This window comes from Roseibium sp. JB4-4 (assembly GCF_055693425.1).
This window is the reverse complement of the sequence record NZ_CM146333.1, coordinates 2,110,545-2,126,480: the sequence shown is the minus strand read 5'-3', so window position 1 is coordinate 2,126,480 and position 15,936 is coordinate 2,110,545. Positions and strand designations below refer to the sequence as shown.

The 15,936-nt window shown below is 56.1% G+C and carries 12 protein-coding genes; 1 reads left to right on the top strand and 11 read right to left on the bottom strand.

Translation table 11 applies throughout. The annotated features are described in order from the left end of the window. Positions 1-15: 15 nt before the first annotated feature. The 8 genes from ACZ1HV_RS09770 to ACZ1HV_RS09735 all read right to left on the bottom strand — a co-directional run bounded on the left by ACZ1HV_RS09770 (position 16) and on the right by ACZ1HV_RS09735 (position 10,321). Positions 16-2,145: a TRAP transporter permease gene (locus ACZ1HV_RS09770; RefSeq protein ID WP_472717955.1), complete on the bottom strand. Its 2,130-nt coding sequence runs from the start codon at positions 2,143-2,145 to the stop codon at positions 16-18. A 1-nt stretch (position 2,146) separates the two neighbouring features. Then, positions 2,147-3,820 (bottom strand): sulfatase-like hydrolase/transferase, encoded by a 1,674-nt coding sequence (locus ACZ1HV_RS09765; protein WP_472717954.1) that lies wholly within the window; start codon positions 3,818-3,820, stop codon positions 2,147-2,149. Between the two features lie 83 nt (positions 3,821-3,903). Continuing rightward, on the bottom strand, positions 3,904-4,797 hold the full coding sequence (locus tag ACZ1HV_RS09760; protein ID WP_298814003.1) for a LysR family transcriptional regulator: 894 nt from the start codon (positions 4,795-4,797) through the stop codon (positions 3,904-3,906). 114 nt (positions 4,798-4,911) lie between these two features. Beyond that, positions 4,912-6,555, bottom strand: coding sequence for a chaperonin GroEL (gene groL / locus ACZ1HV_RS09755; protein WP_298814001.1), 1,644 nt, complete (start codon positions 6,553-6,555; stop codon positions 4,912-4,914). A gap of 55 nt (positions 6,556-6,610) precedes the next feature. Next, positions 6,611-6,898, bottom strand: coding sequence for a co-chaperone GroES (gene groES, locus ACZ1HV_RS09750; protein ID WP_094074079.1), 288 nt, complete (start codon positions 6,896-6,898; stop codon positions 6,611-6,613). A gap of 298 nt (positions 6,899-7,196) precedes the next feature. Next, positions 7,197-7,772 (bottom strand): hypothetical protein, encoded by a 576-nt coding sequence (locus ACZ1HV_RS09745; RefSeq protein WP_472717953.1) that lies wholly within the window; start codon positions 7,770-7,772, stop codon positions 7,197-7,199. 108 nt (positions 7,773-7,880) lie between these two features. Then, positions 7,881-9,368 (bottom strand): sigma-54-dependent transcriptional regulator, encoded by a 1,488-nt coding sequence (locus tag ACZ1HV_RS09740; RefSeq protein WP_472717952.1) that lies wholly within the window; start codon positions 9,366-9,368, stop codon positions 7,881-7,883. Positions 9,369-9,556: 188 nt separating this feature from the next. Then, positions 9,557-10,321 (bottom strand): hypothetical protein, encoded by a 765-nt coding sequence (locus ACZ1HV_RS09735; protein ID WP_298813992.1) that lies wholly within the window; start codon positions 10,319-10,321, stop codon positions 9,557-9,559. Positions 10,322-10,678: 357 nt separating this feature from the next. Between ACZ1HV_RS09735 and ACZ1HV_RS09730 the strand changes: the two genes are divergently transcribed. Next, the gene (locus tag ACZ1HV_RS09730; protein WP_472717951.1) at positions 10,679-12,211 is read left to right on the top strand and encodes an EAL domain-containing protein; all 1,533 of its coding nucleotides are present in this window, start codon (positions 10,679-10,681) and stop codon (positions 12,209-12,211) included. A gap of 20 nt (positions 12,212-12,231) precedes the next feature. On the opposite strand, the gene ACZ1HV_RS09725 is transcribed toward ACZ1HV_RS09730, so the two are convergent. The 3 genes from ACZ1HV_RS09725 to ACZ1HV_RS09715 form a co-directional block, all read right to left on the bottom strand. Continuing rightward, positions 12,232-13,557, bottom strand: a complete 1,326-nt coding sequence (locus tag ACZ1HV_RS09725) for a M16 family metallopeptidase (RefSeq protein WP_472717950.1) — start codon at positions 13,555-13,557, stop codon at positions 12,232-12,234. Between the two features lie 3 nt (positions 13,558-13,560). Next, positions 13,561-14,883: a M16 family metallopeptidase gene (locus tag ACZ1HV_RS09720; protein WP_472718424.1), complete on the bottom strand. Its 1,323-nt coding sequence runs from the start codon at positions 14,881-14,883 to the stop codon at positions 13,561-13,563. Positions 14,884-15,183: 300 nt separating this feature from the next. After that, a complete protein-coding gene (locus ACZ1HV_RS09715; protein ID WP_298958702.1) occupies positions 15,184-15,885 on the bottom strand; it encodes a hypothetical protein in 702 nt (233 codons plus the stop codon). Positions 15,886-15,936: the final 51 nt, after the last annotated feature.

Below are 15,936 nucleotides of genomic sequence, written 5' to 3'. Positions count from 1 at the left end.
GGTTTCCTCCCTTGGTCATGCAAATTCCTTTGGTGCGTTTGGTGTTGAATGCCGTGACAGATGAAAATGCCGGGCGAGCAGTGCGATGCCGGCGACAGTTGCCAAACCGGCCACCAACAGGCTCGGAACGAGCGTAAGCAGACCGAGTGCGGTCCTCACCAATCTTTCGAGCGGGCTGAGGCGCGCGCGGTCAAATCCCGTCAATGCGGATGCGAGCATCCACATGGCGAGCATGAAGGCGACAATGATCCAAGCGAATTCGGACCATCCGACCGTTGCAACATCAAGCATGGCGCGGCTGGTCGGAAGGTCTTCTCCGAACCAGACAAAGAGGAACTGCAGCTTGTAGAGAACAGCAGGGTGATAGACGAAGACAAACGGGATCAGAAATCCGGCGATCCCGATGCGCGCCGCCTCAAACCCTGTCCGCACGGGATCTGCGCCCGCAATGGGGGCCGCGGCAAATGCAGCCAGCGCAACCGGTGGTGTCACTGTCGACATGACGGCAAAGAAAACCACGAACAGATGCAGTGTGAGCGGTGGAATGCCGATTGCTTCAATGCCGGAGCTGAGCGCAATCACTATGATGAAGTAAGTCGCGCCCGGCGGCAGGCCCATTCCAAGAACGATGGAGCCGAGCGCAACGACCAGCAAGACAACCGGTAGCGGCCCGCTTGCCATTTGGGTCAGCAACAGAGCAAGTCTGCCTGAAAAGCCTGACACCTGGATCAGCCCAACGATGAGGCCGATGGCGGTTACGATGACAACGATGGCGGCAGACATGCGTCCCGCGCTGACGAATGCAGACCAGAGGCTTCTTACGGACCGGAACGCGGGAAAGAGAACCAGTGCCGTCCCAAGGGCTGCAGCCAGACCGTAGAAACCTGCTTTGGGTACGGATGGCTGGACGAAAAGGAAGTAAGTCAGAACACTAAGCGGAATGATAAACACCAGACACTGGAATAGTTCCATGCGATTTAGCGAAGGCCGGTCTTCGGCTCTGAGTGTTCCGATCCCCTGTTTTCGGGCCTCGAAGTAGATGGTCAAGAAGGTGCCGAGGTAATAGAAGATCGCCGGCAGGATCGCCGCGACCACTATGTAGCGATATTCGAGACCGATTTGGCCGGCGACGAAAAACGCGACAACGCCCATGACCGGTGGCATCACCTGCCCACCTGTGGACGCGGCTGCTTCCACGGCGCCGGCAAAGGCAGGCCGGAAACCCGATTTCTTGATAACGGGGATTGTCATCACGCCAGTGGAGACGACATTTGAAATTGCAGCGCCGGAAAGCGTTCCGAACAGCGCGGAACTGGCCACCGCAGCATGTGCGGCACCACCAACAAAACCGCCGGTCAGGCGATTGGCTATCTTCAAAAGCAAATCGCCGGCGCCCGAGGCCATCATCACGGCGCCGAACACGATGTAAACAAGAACGTTTCCTGAGACGACCTGAAGTGGCTGGCCGAACATGCCGCCTGTCTGAGCCCAGAAGTTTTGCACCATTGAGCGCAGATTTTGACCAAAGGTTGCATCAGATCCGGCAAGGATCCCGGTCCAGCCGGGCAAATCGCCCCGCATAAAGAAATACACGATCCAGAAGGCGCAAAACGCCACGATGAACCCGCCGAACATGCGCCATGTCAGATAGAGCGTGATCATCGTCGCGAGCGGGAACATCACGTAGTCGATTGGTTGCGCGGAAGGAAGCGCGCCGCCATCAGTCGCAAAGATCTTGACGATCCAAGCTGAAAAGGCGGCAACGGCCAACAGTGTCAGCGCCCAGTTCAGCCACTGCAAAGTGCGGTTGCCGTGAAGCGTGAGAAGTGAAATCGCAAAGGCAAACAGGATCGGGAGGCCCAGTATCAGGCCGGTGGGCAAGAGGAAGGTGCGTTCAAAACTTCGATAACCGCCGCCAAGCCAATGCTCGCGATAAAGCAATCGCTTGTCGCGTCTGGAGAGTTCATCGAACCCGGGCGTAGTCACTTCTATGATCCACCGGACAAACTCGGAGATCGGACCCGAAGCCGCGTAGATCAAAATCACCATCGCAAAACAGAATGCGAGTGTTTCCGACAGGCCAGTCGCGAGACGGCCGGAAGGAAGGGCCTTGGCGTCTATGCTGTCGGCCTGGACTGCACTCATCTCACTCTCCCGCTTCCTTGCGCTCATTGAGATGATTTTGAAGGACAGGACCGCGATAGGCCTGCGTCAACTCGGCCGGAACTTCGGTGCCATCCTTTAGAAATGGAAGAATTCCCTTTCGCCGCGAGCGGCCACGCATGGCCTTGATGTCGTCTTCGGATTTGGTAACTCGCTGAGCTAGCCTCCGGCCCCACTGGGCAAGGTAGCCATAGAGACGATCGATTTCCACGGCGTGTTCATTGTCTTTCGCGAGATCGACAAATTCCTCAGGGTCGGACGCAAGATCAAACAGCATCGGGCGAAAACCGCCTTCTGCGTGCATGAGTTTGTAGCGGCCATCGAACACCATAAAGAGGCGCGCGTCTCTGGGCTCGAGCTCTAGCTTCACACATTGAGGCGTTGGTGAATAATCGAATTCGCTAATGACGAAGTCACGTGTCTGGGTCGCTTTCCCGTGCAGGAATGGTTCCAGGCTGCGACCTTCAAGAATGTGGTCCGGCACTTTACCGCCCGCCGCTTGGACAAAAGTTGGCAAGAGGTCTATGGCTTCCACCAGGGCATCGCATGTCGTCCCACGGGTTGCTTGAGCTTCTTCGCGAGGGTCATGGATGATCAGCGGCACTTTGACCGACTGCTCATGAAAGAGATCTTTCTCGCCCAGCCAGTGATCGCCAAGATAATCGCCATGGTCGGACGTGAGCACGATCATGGTGTCTTTCAGCTGTCCGCTCTCTTCCAGATAGTCGAGCAGCCGGCCCAGCTGATCATCGCACTGTTTTATCAGCCCCATATAGGCAGGGATGACTTTTTCGCGAACGGCGTCCTGCTGAAACGCTTCCGATATCTTGCTTTCCATATATGCCGCATAAACCGGATGAGCGTTCTCGCGCTCAAGCGCGTGGCGCCGAGCCTGAGGCACGTGATTTTTGCCAAACATTTCGTGGTAGGGAGCCGGTACAATATACGGCCAGTGAGGCTTGATGTAGCTGACATGCGCACACCAGGTTCCCTTGGCCTGTTCCATGAACTCGATTGCCTGAGAAGTCAGCCAGGGCGTTTCGCTGTCTTCTTCGCGAATATTGGCGGCCTTGTCGGCATTGTCGAACATCCAGCCGCTGGCGATCTGATCGTCACTGATCCCGGCATTGGCGAAATCTGCCCATGGGTTGGCGCTGTCGTAACCTTTTGACTTCAGATACTCGTTGTAGGGCGAACGTTTTTCGTCATAAAAGCCATCCGGCCCTTGGCCCCACAGGCCGTCGTCACGGACCCAGACATCGAAGCCGCATTCTTCCTGGCGTGCGCCAATGACGCTGTCCGGGCTGAGGCCGAGACGGGTCATGCCTTCCTTGTCGGCTTTCATATGGGTCTTGCCGATCAGCCAGCACTCCATCCCAAGACTGCGCAGGTGGTCACCCATCGTCATTTCGCCAATGCGCAGAGGAAACCCGTTCCATTGCGCGCCGTGTGACGATGCATAGCGGCCGGTATAGGTGCTCATCCGGCTGGCACCGCAAATCGGTGACTGCACATAGGCGTTGGTGAACCGGACACCCATTGCCGCAACACGATCGAAATTCGGAGTATGAAGATCGGGATGACCGGCGCAGCTCATGTAGTCAAAGCGCAACTGGTCATACATGACAAAGAGAATGTTCAGCGCTGTCCCTCCCAAGATCGCCTGATAGGAGAGGATAGGGCTAAGTACTCATAGCTTTCAAATCACCATTTTTCTCTTTCGGTAATTTTAGTTATGAGCTAGCTCCACCCTTTGCAATGCTCATGAACGAGGTCCGAGAAAGCGAAGGCGGCCGGGGTGAGTATTCTGTCTTTTGCGCTGGTGATGGCTATGGAGACTGTTGGCAACGTCTCCTCAATCGGCACAAGCCCTAAGTCCCATTTCGCACGGAGTTCTGGTATCGGCAGGCTTGGAAACGAGCATAGCAGATCGGTTCCTTCGAGCATGGAAAGGATGCTTAGAACGGAATCGGATCGGGCAAAGGGTTCAGGCGGGCGCACGCCCTTTCTTTCAAAGATCTCATAGTAGACCGGGCGGCGTTCTTTCGGTCCGATCATGATCCAGCGACCGTCTCTGAGATCAAGCGGATCTGTCACGCTCAGATACCGCGAATGACTGCCGGTAAGGATCGAAACTGGCGTTGAGAACAATTGCGTTGCCTGAAGCCCTGGAAGGTCGCTGGGAGATGGCGAGGGACCCAGGACAAAGTCGGCCTCCCCGCGCCGCAGGGGAGAAAAGGCCGCAGGGGCGTGACCGCCAGTGATGCCGATTTTCACGTTTGGAAACCGGTGTTGAAAGCGGCGCAGGACTGCCGGGACAACCTTTAGCGCAACAAGCGGCGATACGATGATATCGATCGTTCCGACATAGTCCCCCTGGATCTGGGCAACCTCTTCGCGAAGTTTCTTGATATCGCCGAAGATCTTCCGGCAACGATCGACGATGAGCTGTCCTTCACGGGTTGGCACGACCCCATAGGACGCTCGAAAGAAAATGGGTGTTCCCAGCTCCGTCTCTGCGGCTTTCAATGCCTTGGTAATCGCTGGCTGGGTCTTGTTCATGCGGGCAGCAGCTGCCCCTAGGCTGCCAAGCTCGGCGATCGTGACGATCAACTCCACATGCTGGGGTTTCAACAAGCTCTCCACGGCTCAATCACTTTGGCACCGAGACTAGAAGATCGCGGTGGTCAAAGCAAAGGGCGAGCCAATGGCTCGCCCTTAAGTCTTGGATCGTCTGGAACGACTGGCTTAGAAGCCCATGCCGCCCATGCCGCCCATGTCACCGCCCGGCATTGCCGGTGCTGCATCTTTCTTCGGCAGCTCAGCAACCATGGCTTCGGTTGTGATGAGCAGGCCAGCAACGGAAGCTGCGTCCTGCAGAGCAGTACGAACAACCTTGGTCGGGTCGATGATGCCGGCTTCGATCATGTTGACGAACTCTTCGGTCTGAGCGTTGAAGCCGAATGTGTCGTCGTCGTTTTCCTGGATCTTGCCAACAACGATGGAGCCTTCGACACCAGCGTTTTCGACGATCTGACGGATCGGAGATTCCAGAGCGCGCAGAACGATCTTGATACCGGCTTCGATGTCGGAGTTGTCGGAAGACAGAGCAGCGACAGCTTTCTTGGCACGCAGCAGTGCTGCGCCGCCGCCCGGAACGATGCCTTCTTCAACGGCAGCGCGGGTTGCGTTCAGAGCATCGTCGACGCGGTCTTTTTTCTCTTTCACTTCGATTTCGGTTGCACCACCGACGCGGATGACTGCAACACCGCCGGCAAGCTTGGCAAGGCGTTCCTGAAGCTTCTCACGGTCGTAATCGGAAGTGGTTTCTTCGATCTGTGCCTTGATCTGACCAACGCGGCCATCAATGTCTTCCTTGGAACCTGCACCGTCAACGATGGTGGTGGTCTCCTTGGTGATGGACACTTTCTCGGCAGTGCCAAGCATGTCGAGGGTCACGTTTTCCAGCTTGATGCCGAGATCTTCAGAGATCACGGTACCACCTGTCAGGATCGCGATGTCTTCCAGCATGGCCTTGCGGCGGTCGCCGAAGCCCGGAGCCTTTACAGCAGCGATTTTGAGGCCGCCACGCAGCTTGTTGACAACGAGCGTTGCCAGAGCTTCGCCTTCTACATCTTCAGCAATGATGATGAGCGGACGGGAAGACTGAACAACAGATTCCAGGATCGGCAGCATTGCCTGCAGGTTGGAGAGTTTCTTCTCGTGCAGCAGGATATACGGCTTTTCGAGGTCGGCCAGCATTTTGTCAGCATTGGTGACGAAGTACGGAGACAGGTATCCGCGGTCGAACTGCATGCCTTCAACGACTTCCAGCTCGGTTTCCAGAGACTTGGCTTCTTCGACGGTAATGACACCCTCGTTGCCAACTTTCTGCATTGCTTCTGCAATGTCCTGACCGACTTGCTCGTCGCCGTTTGCGGAGATGGTGCCAACCTGGGCAACTTCTTCAGACGTGGTGATGGTCTTGGAAGCAGCTTCCAGCGACTTGACAGCTTCAGCAGCAGCAAGATCAACACCGCGCTTAAGATCCATCGGGTTCATGCCGGCAGCAACAGCCTTGGCGCCTTCCTTGACGATGGACTGTGCCAGAACCGTCGCAGTCGTGGTGCCGTCACCAGCGATGTCGTTGGTTTTGGAAGCGACTTCACGCACCATCTGTGCGCCCATGTTTTCGAACTTGTCTTCCAGTTCGATTTCCTTGGCAACGGAAACACCATCCTTGGTGATACGCGGTGCGCCGAAGGCTTTGTCGAGAACAACGTTACGGCCTTTCGGGCCAAGGGTCACCTTTACGGCGTTTGCCAGGGTGTCCACGCCTTTGAGCATGCGCTCACGGGCGTCGGAGGAGAATTTTACTTCTTTAGCAGACATGTGGTCGTCTCACTTAAATTGGAATGATGATGAGATCAAAAAGCGGTTCGCTGATTTAAGCGATCACGCCCATGATGTCGGATTCCTTCATGATCAGGAGGTCTTCACCGTCGATTTTGACTTCGGTGCCGGACCACTTGCCGAAAAGAACACGGTCGCCAGCTTTGACGTCAAGAGCAACGATCTCGCCATTGTCTTTGCGAGCGCCTGTGCCGACGGCGATGATCTCGCCTTCCTGCGGCTTTTCTTTTGCGGTATCCGGAATGATGATGCCGCCAGCGGTTTTCTCTTCAGAGTCTACGCGGCGAACAACGACACGGTCGTGAAGTGGACGAAATGCCATAAGACTAGTTTCCTCTCATGAGCGCGCCCCACGCAATTGGCAGCGCGCGAGACATGATTTCTAGGTTGATTTCGCATGAAGGGCCTTCCCTTCATGAGGCTATTAGCACTCCTCGAAGGCGAGTGCTAACGCGCCCACGATTTATGTACCGAAGGCCGTCTTGTCAATGCTTTGTGATGATAAATCGTGCGCTCTTGAGTGGCAGACCGCCCTTGCGGTTGAAGGCATGCCCAGGCAATGGCATCTCAAGCCTCAAAAAGCGGGCCGCAGACTGACCTGGGCCCGCAGTTTTCAGCGGTCAATTGGCCTCGACGACCGTGAAAGGCAGGTTAAAGGCAGCCTTCTTCCCACCGAATTCGTCGCTGAAGCTCGTTTCGAGTTGATAATCGCCCGCCGGCAACCCACTGAACTGGAAACTCAACGCAGCAGAGAGCTCGCGTTTCTTGGATCTGCTGTTCCCGGAAAAAGAGGCGAAATTGCTTTGTTCGGCAAGGACCTGTCCGGACAGGTTCAGGAGACGGTAACTTGCGGTGAGCTCGTAGGCGTACCCGTCGGCGCTTTCCTGAAATCCATAGCCAACGGGCTCTGCATAAACGTTGATCGTGTCCCCATCTGCAAACTTGGCCGCGTCAAGCGGCGTATATTTGCCGTAGCCGGTGCTTGCATCTTCGGAAAAGCTCACGGCGGTGAAGGCAAGCTCCGAAGCGTTCCAGGCTGAATCCAATGTGTTGAGAGCCTGGAGAAAAGACTGCGAAGGTTTGGCGACTTGCTCCGGTTGAGCCTGCGCAGCCAATGTGCCGGTCAGCGTCCCGGTCGCAATCAGGATTGCTGCTGCGATCCGCCCGGTTGCACGTCTACCTGCCAGTATTTTCATAAGTTCCCACACGCCCTTTAGTCTTGTCTGTTATCAGGGTTGTGGCCGATATAAACTGACTTTACCCGATAGACAAGAAAATGTGTGCAATGCGGTAAATGTAGACGGTTAAAGACTACGCGCCGTCCAGGATTGACGTTTGCGGTAGATAGTTGAAGGGCTGATCTCAAGGGCTGCAGCGGCCATTGCGATGTTACCGTCAAAGGCGTCCAGAGCATCTTCGATAATCCGTCGCTCCTGAGCCCAAAGCGGCTCGATTGCGCCGAAAGGCCGACTTTGCACCGGCACCCGTGCTCTTTCTCTGGACAGATCAATTATGGCGTTCGGACGGCTGCTTTGGTCTCGGATAACAATCGGAAGCATATCGAAAGTAACCGCTGCACCGTCGTTCATGACGACGATCTGCCGAATGGTGTTTTCCAGCTGACGCACATTGCCTGGCCAGGGATAGGTAACGATGCGCGCTTCCGCATCCGCGTCGAACCCTTTGAAAGAACGCCGTTCTTCACCCGAATACCGGTCAAGAAAGGCAGCCGCCAATGGCAGGATGTCGTCTCGTCTCTCGCGCAAGGGAGGCAAGTGGATCGGCAACACGTGAAGTCTGTAGTAAAGGTCTTCGCGGAACCGGCCAGCTGATATCTCTGCAACCGGATCGCGATTGGTCGCGCAGATTATCCGCGCATCGACCTTTCGGGTTTGGGTATCGCCCAGTCTTTGGAATGTGCCTGTTTGCAGGAACCGGAGCAGCTTGCTTTGCAAGAGCAGATCCATCTCGCCGATTTCATCAAGAAACAGGGTGCCGCCATCTGCTTGTTCCGCTGCACCGGCCCGATTGTCGGTAGCGCCGGTGAAGGCTCCACGCATGTAGCCGAAGATTTCGCTTTCGATGAGATCGCGTGGGATGGCTGCGCAATTCAGGGTCACGAACCGGTTCGACTGGCGCTCTGAAAGATCGTGGACCGCGTTGGCGCAAAGTTCCTTGCCGGTACCGGACTCGCCTGTAATGAACACTGGCGCTTGGGATGGAGCCATGCGGCTTATCTGTTCGTGCACATCCCGCATTTTGGCCGAAGCACCAATCAACCGCGAAAGGCCGGTAACTTCAAGATCTTGTACATTAACCCGTTGAACCGGAACAGGTCTTTCAACTACTGCGGGGGCTGGCATCGGCTCGATCGGAGCCGGTGCGGTCCTAGTGACCGGGCGGCGCTGTTCCAGTTGGAAGGAAACTTTCGATGCCAATGCGTCGAGCGAAAAGGGTTTCGTCAGAAAGTCATGAGCACCCGCGCGCATTGCGCTGACAGCGCGCGACACCGACCCCTTTGCCGAGACAGCCATGATCACCGACTTCGGACAGCGAACAGCATAAGCCTCAAGAGCTTCGTCACCGCCAATAGTCTCAAGGTCAATAATAAGGATGTCGGTTGATTTGTCTGCGAGATCCTGAAGGCAGGAGGCAGAATCCGTATAAAGGATAGGATCGGAGCAGGCATGAGCCAGTTTGGCACAGACAGCTGCCGTTCGGCCAGCTTCCGAAGCTGATGCGTCCAGGACACGTACAATTACAGGCAACTCAGTGCCCTCGTTACTCCCCATTACTGGGCAACTCCCATCGCTCGATCCGGCACTTTCGAATATCGAAAGATTCGTCAACCTGATAATTCTCCGAACAGGGTAAACAAAGCGTTGTCAGATGACGCATTTTGCAGTTTCACGGCGAAATGGGTCATTTAATGCGCTAACGCGCGGACTGAATGGCAACGATTGCGAAGGAAAACGCTACGTCAAAGGGTTGCGGCCAGGACACCAACCAAAAAACAGGCAATGCCGATCACCATCACCATGTGAAAGGGAACATGGCTATGAAGGAGTTGCCGGTAGGAGTCCTCCAATTCACTCAATACCCCTGATTGGCCCGCAGACGGGCCCGTATTTGCGCCTGAGGCAGGCTCGACCAGGTCCTGACGTCTTATCTCTGTTTCAAGGGAGTTCGAAGCATCGGTTCCCAAATTGTCGAACTGGATAGTGAGCGTGCGAACACCCCCTGATCCCGCCTTGTTTTTGTCAGCCGGTTCGGAAAACTGCGGCGTATAACTGCCCTTTGGGATGGTAATCCGGACCGGGTCGGTTGAGCCGGAACCTTCATAGTATTTTTCGAGGCGTCGCCGCAGTCTGGCAGCCTCAACGCGCACAATCGGATCGGTAACCGGATTGAAGTCTTCGGGCCGGCCGAGTGCCTCGACAGCAATAGTATAGCCTTTGATTTTTTCCCGCTGGTCATTGAGCGTGGCGCGGACCACAAAGCCAAGAAAGGACCTCAACTGTGGTGCGGATTGAAATTCCGGGCTCTTGAGTGCTTTGACGAGTGCTTTTTCAATTTGATCGTCAGAATGACAACCCGGTCCGCTTGCTTCGTTGCGCAAAGCCGATTGCTGGCTGCGCTGTGGTGGGCGATCTGCTTCTTTGGCCGCAATAGCGCCGGGGCCTCTGTCTGGAGCTCGAACGGCATGCGGCAAAGGACGCCTGGATGTTTGCCCGGAAGCACGCATGCCAGCCCTCTCTTCAAATGCACTATATCAAACGCCGCGACACCAAATTTTACCCAAGTTAACTCTAACGGAAGCCTGGAGAAATGGAAAGACCAAAGGCGCTTTGCATGCTGGGCGGCAAACCCTTGCCCGGTTAAATGGTTTTCATCGGTTTGGAGCGCCTGGCGACAAATTGCCCGCCAGTTTTCAAATCACGCAGCGCATAGTCGGGGACAAGTTACGGATTCTACGTCAGAAAGCGGGTTGCGGATTCGGTGTCGGCTGTTTCTTAAGGCATGATTAACAAGTAACTCTTGATTCGGATCGGAACATTCGTACGCCATGGGTCGGACAGGGACCATATTTGTTGCAGTATGCATGGCCGTGATCGCATTGTCCTCTGCGACCGTGCTGATCTTCCAGTTTGGCAGGCCTTTCGGGGAGGCTGTGTCTCTTTCCCTTGCGCTGATGTGCACAATGATCCTGATCCACCTGCTGATCGGGCGCGCCCGCGATCGCGGTGCTGTCAGCGAAGCTGTTGATCGCCTTGAAGAGCGCATGTCCGATATCGATGAGGATGTGGGCAATCTGGAAGGCCGTCTGACGGGCATGGAGCAGACGGTGCCGCGCCGGACGCGAGCAGAGATCGATCCGCTTTTCGCTGAGGTTGAAGTTCTTGGAACTCTGGTGAAGCAGATGGCCGAAGCGATGGCTGATCTGGAGACCAGAGTAGAGGATCAGCAATCCTTGGCACCGCCGCCATCCATGCAGCAGCTGCCGCGCTATCCGCAATCACAGCCGCCACAGCGTAGCCCTGGCGGAGAGGTGCCGCCGCCTTATCAAATGTCACCGAGCCAGCCTCGATTGCAGCAGCCTGGTGCGCATGCGCCCAGACCTGAGCCTACGGCACCATATGCAACAGCTCCAGCGCATGCCTATGCACCGATGCATGGCGATGCGTCTGAGCATGACCGGAACTATGGTGTTCAAGCGCCGAATTCCGGTGATGTGCCCTCACACCTTGGGCAACCGCAAATGGGTCCCGATGGAGGTTATCCGGCCGAAGCTGGTCTTCCAGGTGAACCAAGCGGCCTGCCGCCGGAACAACCAGCCTACCAGCCAAATATGGTAATGCGTGAGTTGATCGCCTCGGCTTTGAATGCAAACCGCGTGGAGTTGCATCTGCAGCCAATCGTGTCGCTGCCGCAGCGCCAGGTAAAGTTCTATGAAGCATTTACCCGACTTCGCGATGTGGACGGCAACACCATCGAGGCGGCAGTGTTCCTGCCGGAGGCCGTTCAGTCCGGCCAGATCGCGCGCATAGACAATCTTCTACTCTTCCGCTCCGTGCAGGTCATTCGACGCCTGATCTCACGCAACAGGAACGCTATCCTCTTCTGCAACATCTCCTCGCTGTCGCTTGTCGACGAAACGTTCTTTCCAGGGTTCCTTGAGTTTGTGAAGGCCAATCAGGACCTTGCAGATGTCCTGGTGTTTGAATTCGCACAGCCGGACGTTGCCGTCATGGGCCCAAGTGAACTGGAAAGCCTGAGTGCGCTCTTCGAAGCAGGTTTCCGTTTTTCCATCGACCGGATCTCCGACATGAAGATGGATTTCAATTCACTGGCAGGGCGCGGGTTCAAATACGGTAAGCTGAATGCTGATTATTTGATCGGGCGGCGTGAAGCAATTCACGGTCACATACACCCATCCGATTTCGGAGATTTGCTGCATCGCTACGGTATGCAGTTGATTACCGACCACGTTGAAACGGAGAGCCAGGTTCTCGAGTTGCTCGATTTCGACGTCAAACTGGCCCAGGGCAATCTGTTCTCGCCGCCTCGTCCCGTACGCGCTGAGGTTCTGCAAGGAGCACCCGCTCCAGGTCCGAGAAAATCGGCAGCGGGCTGACCCCACTGCCGTTTATATTTTCAGCCCTGTTTAGGACCCACGGTGACAACGGTCGGTGCTTTTTCTGCAAGCAACCGTTTTGCAACTCTGCGAACGTCTTCAAGCGTGACTGCATCGATTTCGCTGTTCCGGCGATCGAAGTAATCAATGCCCAATTCAGCGTTCTGCAAAGCGACTAACTGCCGTGCAATCTTGCCGGAACTGTCGAAGCGCAACGCATAGGAACCGGTAATGAACTGTTTTGCGCGACGAAGTTCATCATCCGTCGGACCCTCGTCGGCCATGCGGCGGAATTGGTCGAGCATGACACTCACCGTTTCACCGGCCCGTTCTGCCTTGGTCGCAGCGGAACCGATCAGCAGGCCGGAATGACGGTAGGGCGAGAGGGAAGTGTTGGCACCATAGGAAAGGCCACGCTTCTCGCGCACTTCCTGATACATCCAGGAGGTGAATGTGCCACCGCCCAGAATGTGGTTCATGACATAGGCGGCCTGATAGTCCGGATCATCCCGTTTCAGACCGGGCAGGGCGACCAGAATGGTCGTCTGAGGCACGGCCAGTTCTTCGGAGATCTCGTCGCCTGCTGTCGGTGTCAGTTCGGCAACGGTTTTCAAATCTCCGCTCTCCGGTAATCCGGCAAACACCTTGTCCAGCAACGGCTCCAGCGTTTCCGCACTAATCGCGCCGACTACACCGATTGTCAGGCCTTGTTTTGCAAGAAGTTTCCGGTGCTGGCCGGACAGATCGTTCGCGTTCAGCGCACCGATGGTTGCCGTAGTGCCGAGCGTTGGCCGCGCATAGGTATGGTCACCAAACATGGCTGCTACGAGAGATCTGCCTGCAATCGCGTCTGGATCGGTTTCGCTGCGCCTTGCCCGTGTTTGCAGCCGGGTCTTCATCCGTTCGATCGGCGCTTCATCAAAACGGGGCGCATTGACGGCCAGTGCAAGGAGATCGCCTGCTTCTGGAAGTGTCGAGGTCAGAGTTCTGAGGCTCCCGTAAAACCGGTCCTTGCCGGTGCTGAAGCCGATGCTGATGGCCAGCTCCTCAAGTTTTGCCTGAAAGTCTTCCGATGAGAGGTCGCCAGCGCCTTCATCCAGGGTCGCAGCCAAGAGCCGGGTCAGGCCTTCCTTGCCGTCCGGATCTTGCGACGATCCACCGTCAAAGGAAAAGTTGACGGCAACGATCGGGACCGTGTGATCCTCGACCAGCCAGGCTTCAATGCCTTGCGGGCTGGTCACCCGTTGAATTTCGACAGCTTCTGCAAACCGGACAAGGGCAAGAAGTGTCACGAATGCAAAGGCGATGGTGGGCAACACGCCCTTTGAGATTGTGTTCTGCATCATGGTTCAGGACTTGTCCTTGAGTAGTTCGTCGTCGCTGAGGGCTGCTGCGGGTTCTGTTGGCGTCTCGATGCGCAGTTCTCCAACAACCGGTGTGCTCTTGAGGTAGGTGCGAGCAACTTCCAGCACATCATCAATGGTGACGGCCCTGACTTGTGACGGCCATGTCTGAACATCTTTGATGGTCAGGCCGGTGGTCAGCGCGCTGCCGAAGAGGCGAGCCAGCCCGGATTGGCTGTCCTGGGCATAGATAGCGCTCGCAATCATGCTGTTTTTGGCACGATCAATTTCTTCTTCGGTAACTCCGGCAGCCAGAAGCTTTTGCAGTTCCAACGCAATCAGCTGCTCCATTTCCTCCAGCGTGTGGCCGGGGCGGGGGGACGCGAAGAAGCCGAAGCGTCCGTCATCGAGAGCACTGCTTTGATAATACGCACCTGCGCTAATCGCGACTTCCTGATCCAGAACCAGCGATTTGTACAATCGGCTGGAAGGTCCCTGACCGAGAACATAGGCTAGAATGTCCAAAGCTTCCGGTATACGGCCTTCGCCTGTCGACTGGCTTGGCACGACCCAGGTCTGCGAAATCGATTCCTGACGCACACGTGGATCCGAAACCGCAATCCGGCGTTCTCCTGACAGCGGCGGCTCCTTGGGACGCACACGTTCTCCAGGTTCCGCGCGCCTGGCAATCTTGCCATAGGTCTCGTCAGCAAGCTTGCGCACATCTTCAACGGTAATGTCACCGGCGATCACGACAACTGCGTTGTTTGGCGTATAGAACCGGTCGTAGAAAGCGATTGCCGCCTCTTTGTTGAGGGCTTCAATCTCACTCTGCCAACCGATGACCGGTGAACCGTATGGGTGGTTGACGAAAGTTATTGCATTCAGGGCTTCGCGAAGGCGCGATCCAGGTTCGCTGTCGACGCGCTGTCGTCGTTCTTCCAGCACCACTTTGCGTTCAGGAGTCACCACCTCGTCCGACAGCACCAGATTTTCCATTCTGTCCGCTTCAAGAGCCATCATCAGTGGGAGATGCTCCTTGGCAACCCTCTGGAAATAGGCCGTATAATCTGTGCTGGTAAAGGCGTTTTCCTGTCCGCCGCGTTCCGCGATCATTTTTGAAAAAGCGCCGTCGGGGTTGTTTTTCGTACCCTTGAACATGAGATGCTCAAGGAAATGGGCAACACCGGATTGTCCTTCCGGCTCATCCGCCGACCCGACCTTGTACCAGATCATGTGTGTGACAACCGGTGCGCGCCGATCCGGTATGACGACGACCTGGAGACCGTTCTCCAGAGTGAAGCTTTCCAGATTGGGCGCAATCACCATGCTTTCAGCCGCGCTTGGATTTGCGCGCGCGCCGGTAACCGGCAAAACGGCAGCCGTACTGAGGAGCACTGCTGGCAAAAGCAGCAATTTGAGTGATCGTTTAAGGCGAAAAGTAAAAAATCCGGACGCTGAATCTCGATGGGGTTCACGTGCAACTCCGTGTTTTTTAGGGCCTTCAGACGCAAAAAGACCTTCGGACGTCTCCATCCATATAGGAAGGAGGTCCCGAAGGTCCCGTTACTTTTTCGTCATCAAGGCCTTACGGCTGCATGAACTGTGGGTACTTAACCGTAACGTGTTCTAGTTACAGTAACTTGAGTCCCCTTCCAGGCACCGAGGATCGATCGGTGCGGAATCGTATTTGTCGAAGTTGGTCGGCTTCCGCTTGTTCTTCTGCACGACGTCCGGCATTGGGGCGTCAGGAGACGGCGTTGAGTAGTCTGTCGGCGGCTCGGTCAGGTAACGACGGGTCGCAAGCCCGTTCTTGTCGAGGCCAGCCTGCTGCGCCTTAAGCTTCTGCAGGCGTTCCCATTCGTCGCGTTGTTCCTGACGGGTAAGCTTCTCGCCTTCCGTTATCTCGTTTTCGCGCCGTTCAGCAGCAAGATCACGATTCTGGCCTGTGACGCCGGTCACGGTAAAGCCGCGCATCTGTTCCGGGGTCAGCGGCTCACGCTGCATACGGCTTGACCCGGCGTAAAGGTCCTTCAACTCTGTGAGCTGTTCGTTGTCTTGCTGCTTGGGCCAGTTTGCATCGTTCACGCCGGCCACGTTGGTTTCCGGTTCAGGAAGATTGGCGGGCTCGGATGGCATCGCCAATGGGGCTCTCGGCTTGTAGTCGATCGGTTTTTCATTCGGATCAACGGCTCCAAGCCCTTTCATGACCGAATTGACCAGAGCCACATCCGGAGCCTGGGTGGTACCGTCAGCTGCCTGACATGCCGCCAGTCCGGCAAGCAGCACCAGAACAGAAGACTTCTTCGCCAAACCAAAAATCGTCCGCACCACAGCAGACTCCCCGAATTTCTCGTCTCATTGAATCGGCAGCGTCCCGCC